General features: G+C 38.1%; 17 protein-coding genes and 1 tRNA gene. 9 read left to right on the forward strand and 9 right to left on the reverse strand.

Translation table 11 applies throughout. The features are described 5' to 3' along the window. Positions 1 to 21: 21 nt before the first annotated feature. Positions 22 to 1,359 (forward strand): pyruvate dehydrogenase complex dihydrolipoamide acetyltransferase, encoded by a 1,338-nt coding sequence (locus H0W62_03400; GenBank protein MBA3647589.1) that lies wholly within the window; start codon positions 22 to 24, stop codon positions 1,357 to 1,359. 44 nt (positions 1,360 to 1,403) lie between these two features. Further along, positions 1,404 to 1,769: a CoA-binding protein gene (locus H0W62_03405; protein MBA3647590.1), complete on the forward strand. Its 366-nt coding sequence runs from the start codon at positions 1,404 to 1,406 to the stop codon at positions 1,767 to 1,769. A gap of 18 nt (positions 1,770 to 1,787) precedes the next feature. Here the strand turns inward: H0W62_03405 and H0W62_03410 are convergent, their stop codons facing one another. Continuing rightward, the gene (locus H0W62_03410; protein ID MBA3647591.1) at positions 1,788 to 2,210 is read right to left on the reverse strand and encodes a nucleoside-diphosphate kinase; all 423 of its coding nucleotides are present in this window, start codon (positions 2,208 to 2,210) and stop codon (positions 1,788 to 1,790) included. Between the two features lie 192 nt (positions 2,211 to 2,402). On the opposite strand from H0W62_03410, the gene H0W62_03415 reads away from it, so the two are divergent. Genes H0W62_03415 through H0W62_03425 form a run of 3 tightly spaced genes read left to right on the forward strand, consistent with a single transcriptional unit; the run spans position 2,403 to position 5,158 of the window. Further along, complete coding sequence (locus tag H0W62_03415) at positions 2,403 to 3,419, forward strand: bifunctional oligoribonuclease/PAP phosphatase NrnA (GenBank protein MBA3647592.1); 1,017 nt, start codon at positions 2,403 to 2,405, stop codon at positions 3,417 to 3,419. Then, positions 3,416 to 4,276, forward strand: coding sequence for an FKBP-type peptidyl-prolyl cis-trans isomerase (locus H0W62_03420; protein MBA3647593.1), 861 nt, complete (start codon positions 3,416 to 3,418; stop codon positions 4,274 to 4,276). The genes H0W62_03415 and H0W62_03420 overlap by 4 nt, the downstream gene beginning before the upstream one ends. Positions 4,277 to 4,291: 15 nt before the next feature. Continuing rightward, complete coding sequence (locus tag H0W62_03425; GenBank protein ID MBA3647594.1) at positions 4,292 to 5,158, forward strand: FKBP-type peptidyl-prolyl cis-trans isomerase; 867 nt, start codon at positions 4,292 to 4,294, stop codon at positions 5,156 to 5,158. Between the two features lie 69 nt (positions 5,159 to 5,227). On the opposite strand, the gene H0W62_03430 is transcribed toward H0W62_03425, so the two are convergent. The 4 genes from H0W62_03430 to H0W62_03445 form a co-directional block, all read right to left on the reverse strand. Beyond that, the gene (locus tag H0W62_03430) at positions 5,228 to 6,457 is read right to left on the reverse strand and encodes a carboxylesterase family protein (GenBank protein MBA3647595.1); all 1,230 of its coding nucleotides are present in this window, start codon (positions 6,455 to 6,457) and stop codon (positions 5,228 to 5,230) included. Between the two features lie 10 nt (positions 6,458 to 6,467). Beyond that, positions 6,468 to 7,691: a carboxylesterase family protein gene (locus tag H0W62_03435; protein MBA3647596.1), complete on the reverse strand. Its 1,224-nt coding sequence runs from the start codon at positions 7,689 to 7,691 to the stop codon at positions 6,468 to 6,470. A 137-nt stretch (positions 7,692 to 7,828) separates the two neighbouring features. Beyond that, positions 7,829 to 7,912: transfer RNA gene (locus H0W62_03440), tRNA-Leu, on the reverse strand. Positions 7,913 to 8,016: 104 nt separating this feature from the next. After that, a complete protein-coding gene (locus tag H0W62_03445) occupies positions 8,017 to 8,832 on the reverse strand; it encodes a 2,3,4,5-tetrahydropyridine-2,6-dicarboxylate N-succinyltransferase (GenBank protein ID MBA3647597.1) in 816 nt (271 codons plus the stop codon). Between the two features lie 93 nt (positions 8,833 to 8,925). Between H0W62_03445 and H0W62_03450 the strand changes: the two genes are divergently transcribed. Continuing rightward, positions 8,926 to 9,558, forward strand: a complete 633-nt coding sequence (locus H0W62_03450) for a toxin-antitoxin system YwqK family antitoxin (protein MBA3647598.1) — start codon at positions 8,926 to 8,928, stop codon at positions 9,556 to 9,558. On the opposite strand, the gene H0W62_03455 is transcribed toward H0W62_03450, so the two are convergent. Then, positions 9,555 to 10,370: an SDR family oxidoreductase gene (locus H0W62_03455; GenBank protein MBA3647599.1), complete on the reverse strand. Its 816-nt coding sequence runs from the start codon at positions 10,368 to 10,370 to the stop codon at positions 9,555 to 9,557. The two genes, H0W62_03450 and H0W62_03455, sit on opposite strands and share 4 nt — an antisense overlap. A gap of 137 nt (positions 10,371 to 10,507) precedes the next feature. Here H0W62_03455 and H0W62_03460 point away from each other — a divergent pair, with 137 nt between their 5' ends. The 3 genes from H0W62_03460 to H0W62_03470 all read left to right on the forward strand — a co-directional run bounded on the left by H0W62_03460 (position 10,508) and on the right by H0W62_03470 (position 13,649). After that, complete coding sequence (locus H0W62_03460) at positions 10,508 to 11,299, forward strand: toxin-antitoxin system YwqK family antitoxin (protein MBA3647600.1); 792 nt, start codon at positions 10,508 to 10,510, stop codon at positions 11,297 to 11,299. A gap of 28 nt (positions 11,300 to 11,327) precedes the next feature. Then, positions 11,328 to 12,113, forward strand: a complete 786-nt coding sequence (locus H0W62_03465; GenBank protein ID MBA3647601.1) for a toxin-antitoxin system YwqK family antitoxin — start codon at positions 11,328 to 11,330, stop codon at positions 12,111 to 12,113. Positions 12,114 to 12,278: 165 nt separating this feature from the next. After that, a complete protein-coding gene (locus H0W62_03470) occupies positions 12,279 to 13,649 on the forward strand; it encodes a sigma-54-dependent Fis family transcriptional regulator (GenBank protein ID MBA3647602.1) in 1,371 nt (456 codons plus the stop codon). Positions 13,650 to 13,715: 66 nt separating this feature from the next. Here the strand turns inward: H0W62_03470 and H0W62_03475 are convergent, their stop codons facing one another. From H0W62_03475 to H0W62_03485, 3 genes are all read right to left on the reverse strand, one after another. Beyond that, on the reverse strand, positions 13,716 to 15,797 hold the full coding sequence (locus H0W62_03475) for an aryl-sulfate sulfotransferase (GenBank protein MBA3647603.1): 2,082 nt from the start codon (positions 15,795 to 15,797) through the stop codon (positions 13,716 to 13,718). Positions 15,798 to 15,978: 181 nt separating this feature from the next. Then, on the reverse strand, positions 15,979 to 16,944 hold the full coding sequence (locus H0W62_03480; protein MBA3647604.1) for a ribonuclease Z: 966 nt from the start codon (positions 16,942 to 16,944) through the stop codon (positions 15,979 to 15,981). Positions 16,945 to 17,000: 56 nt separating this feature from the next. Then, a complete protein-coding gene (locus H0W62_03485; GenBank protein MBA3647605.1) occupies positions 17,001 to 17,381 on the reverse strand; it encodes an STAS domain-containing protein in 381 nt (126 codons plus the stop codon). Positions 17,382 to 17,522: the final 141 nt, after the last annotated feature.

A 17,522-nucleotide genomic window follows, 5' to 3' on the forward strand; every position in this document is an offset into this window, starting at 1 on the left:
ATCGTACAAAAACAATTATAGATGGCCGAAGTAATTCGCATGCCTAAGATGAGCGACACCATGACAGAAGGGGTGATTGTTTCCTGGCATAAAAAAACAGGGGATAAGGTGAAGTCCGGTGATCTGCTCGCAGAAATCGAAACAGATAAAGCAGTTATGGAATTTGAAAGCTACCAGGAAGGAACGTTGCTTTATATAGGTGCTGAGAAAGGAGCCACTATAAAGGTAGATGACGTAATAGCTGTTTTAGGAAAGGAGGGAGAAGATTACAAGGCTGCTTTAAATAATGAAAAAAAGCCTGACGAACAAAATGGAAAATTAAGCGAAGAACAGGCCCCCGAAAAAATGCCTGAGGCGCAAAAATCTGCGCAGGAAACTATAATAGAAAAAGCTCCTGCATCAATACCACCTTCCACCTCTAACAAGGAAATTTCAAGTAACAATAACCAGCAACAGCCAAAGGAACCTGAAGTAATAAATTCCGATGCTGTAAATGGTGAACGAATAAAGGCATCTCCGCTCGCAAAAAAAATTGCAGGTGATGAGGGCATTTCGCTTGAGAAATTAAAAGGCAGTGGCGACGAAGGACGGATCATTAAGCGCGATATTGAAAAGTATCTATCGCAGGCTGCTGGCGGGAAGCAACCTCAGGAAACTTCGTTAAATGCAGATGTTGAGAGCTATGAGGAAGTTCCGCTTTCTCAAATGAGAAAAACTATTGCACGGCGTCTTGTGGAAAGCAAATTCAGTGCACCGCATTTTTACCTGACAACAGAAATAAACATGGACCGCTGTACAGAATCGCGCGCCGCCTTAAATGCAGTAAATCCTGAAAAGAAAATTTCTTTCAATGATATTATCATAAAAGCAGTTGCTCTTGCTTTGAAAAAACACCCACAGGTAAATTCGAGTTGGTTGGGGGATAGAATCCGGTACAATCATCATGTAAATATTGGGATGGCAGTGGCTGTTGAAGAAGGCTTGCTGGTTCCGGTTATAAAGTTTGCAGATCTGAAACTGTTATCTCAAATCAGCGAAGAAGCCAAAGCTTTTGCCGCCCGGGCAAAAGAAAAAAAATTGCAACCGGAGGAAATGCAGGGCAATACATTTACCATTTCTAATCTGGGCATGATGGATATTGACAACTTCACAGCAATCATTAATCCGCCGGATGCATGCATTCTTGCCATTGGAAAAATTAAGAAAGTTCCGGCTGTATTAAATGACCAGGTTAAAATAGTAAACATGCTTAAAGTTACTATGTCATGCGATCACCGTGTAGTAGATGGTGCGAGGGGTGCACGTTTTCTTGAGACAGTAAAATCATTCCTGGAAAATCCTCTGAGTATGTTATATTGAGCTATGGTAATTGACTTATCTTTTCAGAATGTAGTTTAGTTCTAATGGAATCAAAAGCTACGGTTGTTTTAGGTGCCTCTGCAAACCCTTCCCGATATTCTTTTCTGGCAGTAAATCGCCTTTTAAAGCATGGCCATAAGGTAATTCCCATCGGTATCAGAGAGGGGAATATTTCGGGAATTTCAATTCTTATTAATACCCCGGATCTGAAAGATATTGATACTATTACTTTATACCTGAACCCGCAACGTCAAAAACAGTATTATGACTATATTCTTTCGCTAAAGCCGAAAAGAATAATTTTTAACCCGGGTACAGAAAATGATGAGCTGATATCGTTAGCAGAAAGCCACGGAATTAAACCTATTGAAGGCTGTACTTTGGTGATGTTGGCTACAGGTGAATTTTAATAAGTACTGTTAAATGTATTATTGAAAGCGCTCTAATTCTGAAAAGAAAAAGTTTCCTTCAATGATTGCATTTTCATCGGAATCTGACCCATGCACCGCGTTCCGCTCTACCGATTCAGCATATTTTCTTCTTATAGTTCCTGCTGAAGCATTCGCAGGATTCGTAGCCCCAATCAATATCCTGAAGTCTTCAACCGCATTTTCCTTTTCCAGTATGGCAGCTACAACCGTTCCGGAAATCATGAACTTAATCAGGTCTTTATAAAATGGCCTCTCATAATGAACAGCATAAAACTTTTCTGCCTGGGTGGTAATAATACGGGTGAACTTTAGAGCAATGATCTTAAATCCGCCATCTGTAATTGCCTGAATGATATTACCAATATTATTATTGGCAACTGCATCGGGCTTTATAATGGTAAAAGTTCTGTTTCCTGTCATAAAAAATATTGTTTGTAAATGTATTTCTGGTATTTAATTTACTTCCTTAAACGCCATAAGCTTTAGTAATGCATCTATATTAAATCAGAATTACAGAAGCGGCAAAAGTATATAAACAATGTTGTTACTTCCCAGTGTTAAATTATTTTTGATAGTGCAGGGAAAAGCTGACCTTCGCCAACCGTTTTTTAAATGACTTCTATCAGCGAATTAAAGGAGCTCCTTTCTTCTCCCAAAAAAATTGTAATAACGACTCACCAGCGGCCAGATGGCGATGCCATAGGTTCTTCATTGGGGCTATACCATTATTTAAAATTAAAAAAACATGATGTAACGGTAATCACTCCTAACGATTATCCTGAATTTTTAAAATGGCTTCCGGGTGATGAATATGTGATGAATTATGAGAAGCAAACCTTGCAGGCCCAGCAATTAGTAACAGAAGCGAATATTATTTTTTGTCTTGATTTCAATAAGCTGTACCGCCTTGAGGAGTTAGGAAAGTTCATTGAACTTTCCGCATCAGTTAAGGTACTGATAGATCACCATTTGGATCCGGATGATTTTGCTGAATTTATATTTTCCAATATTAAGGCCTGTTCAACCTGCGAGCTCGTCTATGCATTTATATTGGAAATGGATGATAAAAGTTTAATTACAAAAGATATAGCGAGCTGCCTTTATACAGGCATCCTGACTGATACGGACCGGTTTAGAATACCCACCACTTCCGCTTATGTTCACCGTGTTTCGGCGGAATTATTAGAATATGGAATCGACCATACAAAAATTTATGAGGAAGTCTATGAGACTTTTTCGGAAAACAGATTGCGCTTCTTTGGCTATTGTATTCGTGAAAAACTAAAAATTATTCCGGCATTCAAAACAGGAATTATTTCTTTGGAAACCGCGGATCTGAGAAAGTTCAATATACAGTCAGGAGATACAGAAGGCCTGGTAAATTACCCTCTTTGGATAAAGGACATTCAGCTTTCTGTACTTATCATTCAACGCCCGGGCGAGGTGCGGCTGTCTTTCCGCTCTAAAGGAGATTTTTCGGTTAATGATTTAGCAAGAAATAATTTTGAAGGCGGTGGCCACAGAAATGCAGCAGGCGGTAAGTCACAACTTTCAGTGGCTCAGACCCAGGAAAAATTAATTGCTATCTTAGCGGCCTTTAAAAATGACCTAAACAAGTTATCCGAATGAAAAAAGGTAGTGTTGTTTTAGTACTTTTCTTTTTATCTCTGGTGTTCTTTTTTTATTCCTGCAAGAAAAATGATCAATATCAGCAAAGCCCTAATGGTTTACAATACCGCATTATAACGGATGCAAAGAAGCCAAAGGCAAAGCAGGGTGAAATTGCACAATACTCCGCAGTGTGGCGGAATGCTAAAGATTCGATCATTTTAAACACTTCCGCAAGCAACGCCCCACAGTACGGCGAAGTGTATAAGCCTAAGTTTAAAGGAGATCCTATTGAGTTATTAAACATGATGGGCCCGGGAGATAGCGGATCGTGCAGGGTTTCGGTAGATACGATGTTTAAGGGATATCCTCTGCCACCATTTTTGAAACACGGAGATATTATTACGCTTGACCTTAAGATGATGAGCCTTATTTCAAAAGAAGATTATAAAAAAATGGCAGAATCTAAAATGAATGAGGAGTATAATAATGAAATTCAGCAAATACAAGCTTATATAGCTCAAAATAATCTGAAGGCTACCAGTGACTCTTTAGGTATTTTTTATGTGATTGATGACCCTGGTAAAGGTAAACAGCCAAAAGAAGGGAGTAATGTCACCGTAAACTACACCGGCAAATTAATGAGCAACGGACAGGAGTTCGATTCCTCCCTAAAACCCGGCAAGCAGCCTTTACAAGTTGTACTAGGAAATCACCAGGTCATTACTGGTTGGGATTTTGGATTAAGGTATTTTAAAGAAGGAAGTAAAGGCAAGCTTATTCTTCCCTCCCGCCTTGGTTATGGAGAAAGAGGTAATGGAAAAATACCTCCTAATTCCATTTTAGTATTCGATATTCAAATGCTCTCTGTTAAATAAATATGACTACTGATCATGAATAGAAAGCAAGTATTCGCAATGCTTCTGATGTCCGGCATCGTTTTTAATTCTTTTGCACAAAACGTTACAGAAGGCTTTTCAAAATCTCCTCACGGCTTATTGTATAAAATTATTATTGATGCCCATAAGCCAAAAGCAAATGTGGGGGACATTATTAAACTGAATCTTTTGTACAGCACGCAAAATGATTCCGTTCTATTCTCAACATTCGACCAGGGAATCGGTCCGGTACAATTTAATGTGAGTGATCCTACTTTTAGTGGCGATCCCATGGAAGGTTTTGCAATGCTTGGCCAAGGTGACAGTGCTGTATTCCTCATGTCAACGGATTCTGCTTATAAGAACCAGGATGAGATGCCACCTTTTGCTAAAAAGGGACAGTATATTAAAATTAGTGTGAATGTTCTATCCTTAATGGGAAAAGAAGAATACGATAAAAAACAAAAAGAAGAAGCTGCTATGCAAACTGAACTTGAAGTAAAAACGATTGAAGATTATCTGGCAAAAAATAACCTGAAGGCTCAAAAGGATCCCTCAGGAATTTATTATATCGTTACAAAACAAGGTGAGGGCCCACGGGTACAAAGCGGCCAGACCGTAACTGTGAACTATACCGGAAAACTAATGGATGGAACAGTATTTGACTCTTCCCTTAAGCCAGGCAGGCACCCCTATGATGTTACCATTGGAGTTAGCCAGGTAATCAAAGGATGGCATATAGGAATAGCCTTATTGAATGTAGGGAGTAAAGGAACCATAATAATACCTTCTGCTTTGGGTTACGGATCGCGGGGTTCAGGCAGTCAAATACCACCTAACAGTATCCTGATATTTGATATTGATGTTCTTGCAGCAAAATAAGTGGTAGTGAACACTTCAAACAGATTGATGAATGTGAGCTCATCTACTCACCTTTCCTGTGATCTTTCCTCAGTGAACAAAAATTAATTTTTCTGTAATAGATTCGCTGTTGTTCTTAAATTGTACATAGTAAATACCATTTTCAATAAAAGTTAAAGAAACCTTAAGAATAGAAGCTGCATTGATAGAAATAGGTTTTGTATAGATCATCTGCGCTGATAAATTATAAACATTCAAAACGCCTTTAAATGGTGATTTTGGTGATAGGTTTTCAACCGTAAAACTTCCTTCCGCGGCATTAGGTAACATTTTTAATTGTGGTTGTTCCGGATTCTCCGGATACGAAATGCCGGTGGTTAAATTACATTCTTCCTGTGTAAGTAACCGTGTATCAAAATGGTTGTAGAAAAATTTACTGCTTAGCATTAATACTGTATCCATCTGTGGTGATTCATTTGGTATGCCATGACCGAATCCGAAAAAGGGATGCAGGTTGGATTCTATACTGTAGCGCATAGCTGCCTGATGAATATCATAACTTCCGTATAAATAAATTTGATTTGAATTGTAACCGCTGTGATAAGGCACGGTGGAATCTGCAGTACCATGAAAAAGATATTGTGGAATATCATTATTTTTCATCCAGCTGGTATCGTTAATTCCTCCCCAGCAATTCACGATCGCCGTTAAGTGAGAAGAGTATCCCAGGTTGCCACTTCCTTCGTCTATAAGGCCAAGCTTTTGTTCATCTATAATGGGGTTAGCTTCCTCCGGATCCCAGTAAGCGCAGGTTAATGCTGTAGCACCACCTGCAGAGATGCCAGTCATAAAAATGGCTGAAGTATCCACACAATAGTCCTGGGCATATCTCCTGAAATAGCGAATTGCGGCCTTTGCATCCTGTGTTGCTTCATAAGCTTCTTCGTAATTATCAGCTGTAGTAGACGCATCTTCAACACCAAGGCGATAATCAATAGACGCTACTACCCAGCCGCGTGGTGCAAAGTATTGTGCAAAAACGGGTATATCCGCAGGCCCTCCTTTACTTCCTGAAGTAAAACCCCCGCCATGTACATAAATCAAAACGGGGCGTTGATAATCAGTAGAGGCACTCGGTTCATAAATATCCAGCAAAAGCTTTTCCTGAACGTCTTTTTGAAAGTTATAAGCAGATCCGTATTGTATATCCGGAATGCGGTGATAAGCATATATGGAATCAAGGAATAGTCCGGGAATCTGAGCCCTGGAATCATTTATAAAAACAGATAAAATAAAAAAAAGTAAAAAGGTTACTTTCAACGTTGCATGATTATGGAATAATAATAATTTTTTGCTTGAATGCCTGATCCTTATTTTTCAATTCAGCAAAATAAATTCCTGCTTCAAGAGAATTAATATTTATAGAAATTGACGATGAAGCTCCTATAGTAACTATCCGTGAATAAACTACCTGGCCGGATAAGCTGTAAAGTAAAAATGTTCCTGTAAACTCATTTAATGACGACCCATTATTGACTGTAAGGTCTCCTGATGAAATAGTTGGACGAATAGTAATACCACTTTGTTCAGGAACAGGGCTACTGCGTGAGCAAATTGTTTGCGAAAGTACGCTCTGTGGCAGATGAGCGTATAAAAAGTCATTGCTTAAAATCAACAAAGTGTCAAACTGGGGAGAGTCATCCGGTATTCCATGGCCGAAACCATAAAAGGGATGTAAATAAGATTCCATTCCGTAACGCAAGGCAGCTTCATGAATATCGTAGCTTCCGTAGATATATATGTTATTATTATTATACCCGGAAGTATAAGGCACTGTGGGATCGTTTGTTCCATGAAAAAGATATTGCGGTACATTATTGTTGTTTAACCACGAAGTATCATTAACCCCGCCCCAGCAACTCACTACAGCTCTTACTTTTGATGAGTAACCACTGTTATCATTTGTTTCCAGCAATCCTAATTTAGTTACGTCCACAAATTTACCAGCCTCCTCCTGATCCCAATATGCAGTTTCGAGCGTCAGAGAACCTCCAGCCGAAGCACCTGTCATAAAAATAGCCGAGGTATCTATACAATATTCATCAGCATGGGCCCGTAAAAACCGAACGGCTGCTTTGGCATCCTGTGTCGCTTCATATACCTCTTCAAAGTTATCAGTCGTTGATCTTACATTTTCTATACCCAACCGGTAATTGATTGAAACTGTAACCCATCCACGCTGTGCAAAATAACTGCAAACATCAGGTACCTTATTGTAATTATACTTATCCCCTGCAGTAAAACCTCCAGGATGTGCGTATACAAGCACCGGCCGAAGGTAAGATGTCACATTATCAGGTTCATACATATCTAATAATAAATTTTCCTGCTTGCTGTACTGATAATTATAAGCAGAGCTGTACTGAATATCCCCGGTTCTGCGGTAATTACTGTAAACAGGATTATGAAAAAGCCCCTCGATTTGAGAAAAAGCAAACTGAGAAAAGAAAAGAAGACTTAAAAAAGAGGGGAAAAAGAAACGTAACAAATTCACTGTTATTATTTGCTCTTATGGAGCAAAAACAGTTCCAATGAAAATTACTTAGTGGCAGGTAGCATTTTACTCCAGGAAAATATTTAATATTATTAAAGCATGTTTATTGAACAGTATCCAATGCACAGGTTAATAAGTGCCGAAGGAGAGACTCGAACTCTCATGCCCTTGCGGGCACTGCGCCCTGAACACAGCGTGTCTACCAATTTCACCACTTCGGCGGGAGCGCAAAATAACATCAAAATCACTAATCTCAATAGGAGTTCAAATTATATGATTATTACTAATGTGAATTAAAATGAAATTGTTTTCTCCCGGAATATACTTATGCTGAAACATTGAATTCCCGCAAGGTTTGATTCAGTGAAGTTTTTTTATCGGTGCTTTCTTTACGTTTTCCTATTATCAGGGCACAGTTTACATTATAATCGCCGGCAGGAAATTTTTTTACATAAGCTCCTGGAATTACAACACTTCTGGCTGGCACTTTTCCACGAAATTCTATCGGATCGTTACCTGATACATCAATAATTTTTGTGCTTTGTGTAAGCACTACATTTGCACCCAAAACTGCTTCTTCTTCCACGATAACTCCCTCCACTACAATACATCGGGATCCAATAAAACAGTTGTCTTCTATTATAACAGGGTTTGCCTGAACAGGTTCTAATACACCACCTATTCCAACCCCTCCGCTAAGGTGAACATTCTTGCCAATTTGTGCACAGGAACCTACAGTTGCCCATGTATCCACGAGTGTACCTTCATCCACAAAAGCTCCAATATTTATATAGGATGGCATCAGGATTACATCTTTAGCTATGTAGGATCCATAGCGTGCAATACAGGTCGGTACTGCCCGAACTCCGGACTCTTTATAATTTTTCTTTATTGGAATTTTATCATAAAAATTCATAAATCCTGCTTCATATTCTTTCATCGGCATAATAGAAAAATACATTAATACTCCTTTCTTAATCCAATCATTTGTGCACCATTCTCCCAACCTCTTTTCTGCAATACGAACGGTTCCTGAATCAAGTTTGCTGATCAGGATTTCTATAGCTTCCCGGTATAATTTTTCCTTCAACAATTCGCGCTTATTCCAGGCTTCCTCTATTAATTTTTTTATTTCATCCATCATAACTTTAATTTATGTTGTCAAAATAATCCAGATTACGCAGAATCTGGAAAATCAAATAATTAAACTGGTGCTTTAAAAAATTTTGTCAGCATGAAAAATAAATTATTGCTGTTTTTTGTCCTTGTTTCGTGCAAGCATGACGATTTACAACGGGTTATTAGTTTTTACAATTCCGAAGGGAAAATGCCACGTGAAGTGTACAGCGTAATATCGGATAGCCCTAATGTAAAGCAAGGCGTTTATTTATTGTATGCCGAAGATGGAAAGCTAAAGGAAAAAAGAACATACAGCAGCAACAGGATTGTAGACACCCTGTATCAATATTACCCATCAGGTAAATTTAGTGAACGAGCACTTTACCGTAATGGATTGCCAAATGGTTTTCGAAACGTCTATTTTGAAAATGGTGAAATGATGGTAGAAGAGCAATATCGCGATGGCTTATTAAACGGGAATTATACGTCTTATTATGAAAATCGTAAATCTAAGCAACAAGGACAATATGTAAATGGCAACAGGGAAGGCCTCTGGAAATTTTATTATGCAACAAGTGAATTAAATGAAGAAATTAATTTTAAAAACAATGAAGCAGATGGATCTTATAAATCTTACTATAAAATGGGTAAAGTAAAAGTTATCGGATCTTATGAAAAGGGTTTAAAATCCGGAGAGTGGAAAACGTTCTATGAAAATGGTAACCTAATGGAAGATTTGAATTATTAAGGGAAAGGTGAACCTGGTTCTTTCGAGACTACTCTATATACCATTTTATCCATAAAGGCCGGAAAAAATTTATTTAGTAAAACAGTAATTTTCCCTTGAGATGTTAATATTAAAGTGCGGGTCTCTTTCTGAATGCCTTTTACTATTTCATTAGCAACCTCATCAGCACTCATTAACTTATTTTCATCCAAAGGTGTTTCACCTTGCTCTTTTCCTTCTTTGTTTAAAGCACTAAGACGGATGTTGGAAGAAGTATAACCAGGACAAACTATAAGCACGTGAATTCCTTTTTTGAGTGTCTCAATTCTCAATGATTCCAGGAATCCCTGCATCGCAAATTTTGAAGCGGAATAACCAGCTCGGCCTGGTAATCCTTTGAAACCTGCAATGGAAGAAACCCCTGCTATGCTTCCTTTATTTTTCAATATTTCTGTAAGCGCATATTTGGTGCAATAGACTGTTCCCCAAAAATTGGTATCCATCAATTCTCGAATTACTATTAAATCGAGATCTGCAAATAATGCCCTCATAGATATACCTGCATTATTAATGAGCACATCTATTCTCCCAAATTCTTCAACTGTTTTTTCTATAAGATTTTTGCAATCATTTTCTCTGCTTACATCAGTTTTACAAAAAGAAGCAATTCCACCTGCAGATTTTATTTCATCGCACACCTTCTTCAGTTTGCTATCGTCACGTGCAGCTAACATTACAGCAGCATTTTTTTTTGCGAATGAAAAAGCACAGGATTTTCCAATTCCAGATGAGGCCCCTGTAATAATTACTACTTTATTTGTTAAGTCTTTCATTGCAAAACCGTATTATAATTACCTGTATGCATTCATTTAAAATAGGTGTGTTTTTGCCAAAAAGTATTACAGTCTAAAAGTAATAATCCGGTTATCTAATTGAGGTACTATTAATTCGTTCCCATAATTTCGCGGTAATGAAGTCATTATTTATAATTGGTTTATTTTTCCTGCCGCTTTATCTTTTTGCCCAAACAGAACTGGAATCAGGGGGAATTTATGACACTGTGAAGGTTATTGATCCGCTTCATTCTAATTCCATGCAACTTAGTATTTATGGTCATTACACAAGAGATCTCAGGCGTATAGGCAATATTGTAAATGGGAAAAGGGAAGGCTCCTGGCGTACTTATTATCAAAATGGATTGCTTAGCAGCCTTCAGCAATTTCATGAAGATATATTAAACGGGGTGTTTTTAATTTTTGAGCCGGGTGCACAGCTGGCCCGCGAAGATTTCTATGAAAATGGAATACTTGAAGGGATCAGCCATGCATTTCATGGCGGGGTTATGACTTCCATTGAACCATACAAAAACGGACAACTCAATGGGTGGCGAAAAATATTCGTTAATGGAATCATTTCAGAAGAAGGAAATTGGAAAATGGGCATACGGGATAGTATAAGCAGATGGTACTCTGTAATCGGGAAAGTTTCTATAGAGTATTACTATACAAATGGAACATTAAATGGAAGCTCAATATCCTATTATGAAAATGGCCAGGTAAAATCATCAGGTAACTTTTTAAACAGTTATCAAAATGGTTATTGGAAAGAATTTTATGCTTCAGGAAAATTAAGTGAAGAGGGAGATTATAGTTCCGGAAAAAAGAATGGCACCTGGAGTTTTTTTAGTGAAGAGGGAATTTTGCAAAAAACAGAACAATATAGAAACGGAGATGTAGTTAAGAAAACCCGGGTAAAAAAATAATCTTGAGTGCATAAATCGATAATACTCTATGAAACAATTCTTTGTTCTTATTATTTTTTGCTTTCCGCTTTATCTGCTTGCTCAAAACAATGAGGAAACTGGTTATTCAGATACCATTCGTGTTCATGATCCGGAACATTATAATATAGAACACTTAAAAATATATAGTGTAACAGGAAAGATTGCACGCTCAGGAGATTTGCTTAATGGAAAAAAAGAAGGGATTTGGCGGGAATACTATGAAAACGGCTTTTTGAGCAGAGTGCTGCTATACCATGAGGATGTTTTAAACGGTATTACTCTCATGTTTCAAACAAGCGGAATGCTAATGCGCGAAGCAGATTTCAGCAGGGGCAAGCTGAATGGAATTTTACATGAATACACTGATAACTATTTGTCTTTAGAGGAGAATTACATAAATGGAGTTTTAAACGGGTGGAGAAGAGTTTATAAAAACAGCGTTATTGCAGAAGAGGGTGGATGGAAAATGGGAAAACGGGACAGCATTAACAGATGGTACTATGAAGATGGAAAGGAATCTGTTGAATATAATTATACGAACGGGATGATAGAAGGGGCATCAAAATCTTTTTTTGAAAGCGGGCAATTGAAAGCGGAAGGTACTTTCAGGAATAATTATGAAGAAGGGTTGTGGAAAGAATATTTAGAATCCGGAAAGGAAAATTCGGAAGGCCTTTATAAGGCAGGAAAAAAAAATGGCAAATGGAAAATTTTTAATGAAGACGGAAGACTTCAGAAAATGATTGAATATCTCGATGGAAAAGTTGTTAAGGAGACTGCAGTAAAGAAATAAAATGCAGTAAAGCTTTAGCATGCTTATTCATTGTACTTCAGAATTTCATTAATAGAACAATTAATCATAAAGATTTAAACCCGCGGTTTATCGTAGTCCGTCTTCCGCTATACAATCACTTTGAATAGAATATCTACTTTTGCTTTTTAAACCACAGTCTGTTGCATGGCTAACATCCTTATTATTGATGATGAAAAAAGTATACGTCGTACGTTGCGTGAAATTCTTGAATATGAAGGATATAAAGTGGAGGAAGCCAACGATGGAATTGAGGGTTTGAATATGATTAAGGATATAAGCTTTGATGCCATCCTGTTAGATATAAAAATGCCTAAAATGGATGGCATGGAAGTACTGGATAAAATTCAGGCCCAGAATATAGATGTCCCTGTCATTATGGTATCAGGTCATGGTACCATTGATACTGCCGTAGAGGCGGTGAAAAAAGGCGCATATGATTTTGTTGCCAAGCCAATGGATTTAAACCGACTATTGATTTCTTTACGGAATGCTTTAGAGAAAGCTTCTCTGGTAACAGAAACGAAAGTATTAAAACGTAAAGTTTCCAAAACGCGTGAGATCCTCGGAAATTCACCTGCGATAGAGAAAATAAAAGAGAAGATAAATAAAGTGGCGCCTACGGATGCACGGGTTCTTATTACCGGTGATAATGGGACCGGAAAAGAATTGGTTGCGAGATGGATCCATGAAAAAAGTAACCGTGCAGACGGCCCTTTGGTTGAGGTGAATTGTGCGGCAATTCCTTCAGAATTGATAGAAAGTGAATTATTTGGTCATGAAAAGGGAGCGTTTACCTCGGCTATTAAACAGCGTATAGGCAAATTTGAGCAGGCACATGGTGGCACGCTGTTTCTTGATGAAATTGGAGATATGAGTTTAAGCGCACAAGCGAAGGTACTTCGTGCTTTGCAGGAAGGTAAGGTAACACGCGTTGGTGGCGATAAAGAAATATCAGTGGATGTGCGAGTAATTGCGGCTACCAATAAGGACCTCACCCGCGAAATCGACCGTAATAATTTCAGGATGGACCTCTATCATCGCTTAGGTGTTATCATTATTCATGTACCTACACTTAATGAGCGGAAAGAAGATATTGCAATTCTTGCTGAAAAATTTGTTATAGAAATTTGTGAAGATTATGGAATTCCAAAAAAGATAATAACTCCGCGTGCAATCCAGGAATTACAGAATATTAACTGGACGGGTAATATTCGTGAGCTGCACAATGTACTCGAGAGATTAGTGATACTTAGTGAAAACAAAATTACGGAACAGGAAGTGCTGACTTACGGAGTTGCGAATGTAATTAGAGATCCAATGGAAGCATTTTTCAATCGCTTTGATAAATTTGTTGATTTTAAAGATGAGATGGAGAAAATGTATATAGAAAACAAGCTGAAGATAAATAATTGGAATGTGTCTAAAACGGCTGATGAAATTGACGTGCAGCGCAGTCATTTATACAGTAAAATGGAAAAGTTTGGTTTGAAAAGGGAAGAAACCCACAATATGTAACGCTATTAAATTCCAATAAAAAATCCGCAGGGAATAACCCTGCGGATTTTTGCATACTCATCGCTGCTATTCTATTACCATCTTGACAATTTTCTTTGTAACAGTTGATTTTAGTTCCGCGAAATAGATGCCTTTAGGAAGGCTGGTTAAGTTTAAGTCTAATTGCTGTTCACCTTGTATTAATTGCTGACTGGAACTTATTACTCCTTTTCCACTCAAATCATAAATGGTGAATGTTACCTGCTCACTTCTCGGTGCATCAATAGTTAGGTGAACGATTCCATTGCTCGGATTTGGATACAGATCAAAAGTTGTTTCAGCCTGACTTAATAGCGATTCTTTCGCCGGCAGAGTGGTAAATTTTTTCGATGCTGTCCATGGAGAAACATCGCCATTGTTGCAATGGCTTTTTACCTCGTATTCATATTTAGTTGAAGAGGCAAGGTTCGTAAGTTTAATATTCGTGTTACTGGTGGACACCGTTTTCCACTTTTGATTTCCTGTTTTGCGGTACTGCACATCGTAACTAAGTGCATTTGTAGCAGGTTGCCAGCTTATTTTGGCGGTGGTGCTGGTAATGTTTGTCGCTTTTACATCGCTCGCCGTTGGACGCGCGCATGGATCCCACGTAAATCGGTGGGAACGGTAAATAGGATCCGTTTGGGCAAGCTCCATTTCCCAGACTATTTTATTTTGTGCATCCACTTCAGTGATATTTGGATCGTCAGGAGTGGTAATTAAGCCCCAGCAGATAAAAGTATTGCCATTGCTGAGGCGCTGTACACTGCCCATGGCGCTCGCATAGATAAAGCCTGAACTAACGGGACGGCTGTAATTCCATACCAGCGTTGCTTTTTTATTTATCTCGTCCAGGCTGTATTCTTTTGCAAAGGATTGCGCGGGCACGTGATAATTTCCATTGTCAAAAACGGTCAGATGTCCGTTAGCTATTATGCGCGCATCATGCTGGAAACTAAACCCGCCCTGCGGATCATTCTTAATAGTAAACTGATTGTTTGCACCCCCAAGCCGCCAGATAAAATTGCCCGTATTTTTATCAATTTTTGAAATTTCATCAAGGTGCCTGGCAGAAACTACAAGATTTCCATCGCTCAATACCTCAATAGAATTCATATGAATTGCATCTATATAGCAGTTCGACAGACTGATATGCTGTGCATCGGTAATGTTGTAGTGATCCCAGCTTCTCCATTGAAACAAAACATTATTCTTCTCATCTAACTCCTGAATGATTGCACCTACAACTGTGGCATTGGGACAATAGTTGGGGTCGTACACGGTCATGTCTACAATTTCTGGATCATAGGCAAGCATGTACCTCGTTCCATTTGAAAAAATCTGGAATTCGTGAACGTCCGCCTTATAACCGTTTTTCATTTGGTAGTTGGCAACCTTATTATAATTCGAATCAAGCATGTCGAATACGGAATCCAGGCGGTTATATACAGTCATGTATCCATTATGGTTGAGATCAAAATTGTTAAAATCGACTGTGTCAAATTTACCGTATACAGAGTCACCATTGTTCTTAATAATGCATATATGGCTGCTCATGTTATCTATTAATTGAAAGTCATGAAAAAATATTTGCCCGGATGCAGGATTTGTATTTACCAGTATACTAAAGTCCGGCAATCCCGGAGGGGAAGCTGTCCGGTTGCTTTTGTTGATAGCACCAAATTCCTGTGCATAAGCTTCTTGCATCTGTCGAGCTATCAGCTGTTTTACTTCTGGTGACCGTGGCTGCCGTATTTCAAAATGGAATGACGTGCCGTGCAATGTTGCTCCTGCCGAAGTTGTAATGCCATCTGCTATTTGTACAGTTACGGTTTCACCTTCAATAAAAGGAACATCAGGCTGAAGTAAAATACTTTTATCAGCCTCGGCTAATTTCACCATTACATTATGAAGTCCGCTGATGGATCCTGTTACATGAAATAATGTTTTTGAATTAAGGAGGGAACGATTAAGGGTATTTCCATTTCGTAATATTATGCCGGTGGCCGGATCATGATAAAGAGAACCCGGAACCGGAGAGATATATGCAAACTGCGCCTGCAGAGCTACTGTGGTAATAAAAAAAATACAGGCTGATAGCAGTGCAATACGGTTGAAAAAATTGTTCATTATTAAAAATTTAAGGTGAAAAAGATACATAATTGTCACTCTGGCTGAGTTTAGAGAATGACAATAATTTTTTTATGAGGTTTAATTACTCAGAGAAAGTGAGCTCAAAATTCGGATAAATGTCTTTTCCAAACAAAAAAAAGTCCTTTGATGCAACCTGAATATTGCCTTTTTATAAATTTTAAACTGCTGTAGTAACGGCCGTTTTTGGATTCCGGGGCCATTGGATTTCCCCGATTGAATATTTTTCTCCTTCTATTGCGACATCAGTATTGCTGAAAATACTTTGTGCTTCTTTACATATCCCGTTCAATTCGGTATATTTTGCAGAAAAGTGACCTATCAATAACCTTTTCACATTTGCTTTCCTTGCAATTAATGCGGCCTGAAACGCAGTTGAATGAAAAGTTAAAGCTGCACGTTCAACCGATTCTTCCATAAAAGTAGCTTCATGGTAAAGTAGATCGGCATTGCTTATTTGAGGTATGATATCTTCATTTGATTTAGTATCCGAGCAAAATGCATAGGAACGCGGCAAAGGTGGATCAGCAGTTACTTCCTGGTTTAATATTGAAAGTCCATTGATGGTAATATCATATCCTTTTTTTAAATCGGGAATCATCGAATATGGAATCTCGTACTCCTCCATTTTGTCAGCAAGAATTTTTCTGCCTGACTTCTTTTCACGAAAGAGAAAGCCGCAGCAGGGAATCCGATGCTTCATAGGAATAGTGGTTACGGAAATTTCATCAGAATCAAAAATTAAATTCTCGCCGTAGCTGATTTCGTGTGAAATTAATTCATATGAAAGATGAGTATCGGAATATTGAAAATTAAGATCAATCACTTCTTTTAATCCTTTTGGTCCGTAAATGTGCAACGGTTCAGGCCGTTTTAATAAATGATAAGAAGTGAGAAGGCCGATTAATCCGTAATAATGATCACCATGGAGGTGACTGATAAAAATGTGGTTGATTTTACTTCGTTTGATTTTATAGGTACTTAGCTGCATTTGCGTACCTTCTCCGCAATCAATAAGATAATATTTTTCGTTGTGGTTAAGTACCTGGGAAGTTGGGTGACGGCCATGTGAAGGAATAGCAGAATTGCTTCCTAAAACGGTAATCTCAAACTTACAGGAGTTCATTGCGTTTTTTGTTGAGGCTTTATAATATCCAATGTCATGGTAGGGTAATTATTTCCTTATGCTTCAATTCCGTCACTTAAGTCGCGCTCTATTTCTTCCATTAATACAAGGTCTTTCGCTTCCTGAAGAGACGGAACAATATGAAGAATAGTGTCTAACTGAGATATCTTTATCAGCCGCATTACTTGTTCTGAAACACTCGATAATACAAGAGTTCCTTTTGCATTATTACATAACCTGTTGGTGATCAGAATCGAGCTTAATCCGCTGGAGTCAACAAATTTTATAGGGCCCATATCAAAAATTATATTTCTGATCCCTTCTGCATTTAATAATATCATCTCCGATTTCAGCAATGGTGCAACCTGTGCGTTCAATTTTTCTTCATCCAGGGTGAATACACTGAACTTTTCCTGTTTATCAATTCCGAACTTCATAACCCTTCTTATTGTTTTGTTTGCAAAATAATTAAAAATTAATCTATAAGCAGTGCAGCCGGTTAAAAGAGAGAAGTAAGCTCAAAGAATCACTGAAGTAAGCTCAAAGAATCATTGAAGTGACTAATGGTATAATCGAAC

The sequence above is a fragment of the Chitinophagales bacterium genome (genome assembly GCA_013816805.1).
GTDB lineage: Bacteria > Bacteroidota > Bacteroidia > Chitinophagales > UBA10324 > MGR-bin340.

Excerpts from the sequence above, each read along its gene's own strand:
- H0W62_03415 (MBA3647592.1), top strand. The coding sequence starts at position 2,403 with ATGACTTCTATCAGCGAATTAAAGGAGCTCCTTTCTTCTCCCAAAAAA.
- H0W62_03450 (MBA3647598.1), top strand. The coding sequence starts at position 8,926 with ATGAAAAATAAATTATTGCTGTTTTTTGTCCTTGTTTCGTGCAAGCAT.
- H0W62_03475 (MBA3647603.1), bottom strand. The coding sequence starts at position 15,797 with ATGAACAATTTTTTCAACCGTATTGCACTGCTATCAGCCTGTATTTTT.
- H0W62_03420 (MBA3647593.1), top strand. The coding sequence starts at position 3,416 with ATGAAAAAAGGTAGTGTTGTTTTAGTACTTTTCTTTTTATCTCTGGTG.
- H0W62_03425 (MBA3647594.1), top strand. The coding sequence starts at position 4,292 with ATGAATAGAAAGCAAGTATTCGCAATGCTTCTGATGTCCGGCATCGTT.
- H0W62_03470 (MBA3647602.1), top strand. The coding sequence starts at position 12,279 with ATGGCTAACATCCTTATTATTGATGATGAAAAAAGTATACGTCGTACG.
- H0W62_03445 (MBA3647597.1), bottom strand. The coding sequence starts at position 8,832 with ATGGATGAAATAAAAAAATTAATAGAGGAAGCCTGGAATAAGCGCGAA.
- H0W62_03410 (MBA3647591.1), bottom strand. The coding sequence starts at position 2,210 with ATGACAGGAAACAGAACTTTTACCATTATAAAGCCCGATGCAGTTGCC.
- H0W62_03485 (MBA3647605.1), bottom strand. The coding sequence starts at position 17,381 with ATGAAGTTCGGAATTGATAAACAGGAAAAGTTCAGTGTATTCACCCTG.
- H0W62_03465 (MBA3647601.1), top strand. The coding sequence starts at position 11,328 with ATGAAACAATTCTTTGTTCTTATTATTTTTTGCTTTCCGCTTTATCTG.
- H0W62_03400 (MBA3647589.1), top strand. The coding sequence starts at position 22 with ATGGCCGAAGTAATTCGCATGCCTAAGATGAGCGACACCATGACAGAA.
- H0W62_03405 (MBA3647590.1), top strand. The coding sequence starts at position 1,404 with ATGGAATCAAAAGCTACGGTTGTTTTAGGTGCCTCTGCAAACCCTTCC.
- H0W62_03455 (MBA3647599.1), bottom strand. The coding sequence starts at position 10,370 with ATGAAAGACTTAACAAATAAAGTAGTAATTATTACAGGGGCCTCATCT.
- H0W62_03480 (MBA3647604.1), bottom strand. The coding sequence starts at position 16,944 with ATGAACTCCTGTAAGTTTGAGATTACCGTTTTAGGAAGCAATTCTGCT.
- H0W62_03460 (MBA3647600.1), top strand. The coding sequence starts at position 10,508 with ATGAAGTCATTATTTATAATTGGTTTATTTTTCCTGCCGCTTTATCTT.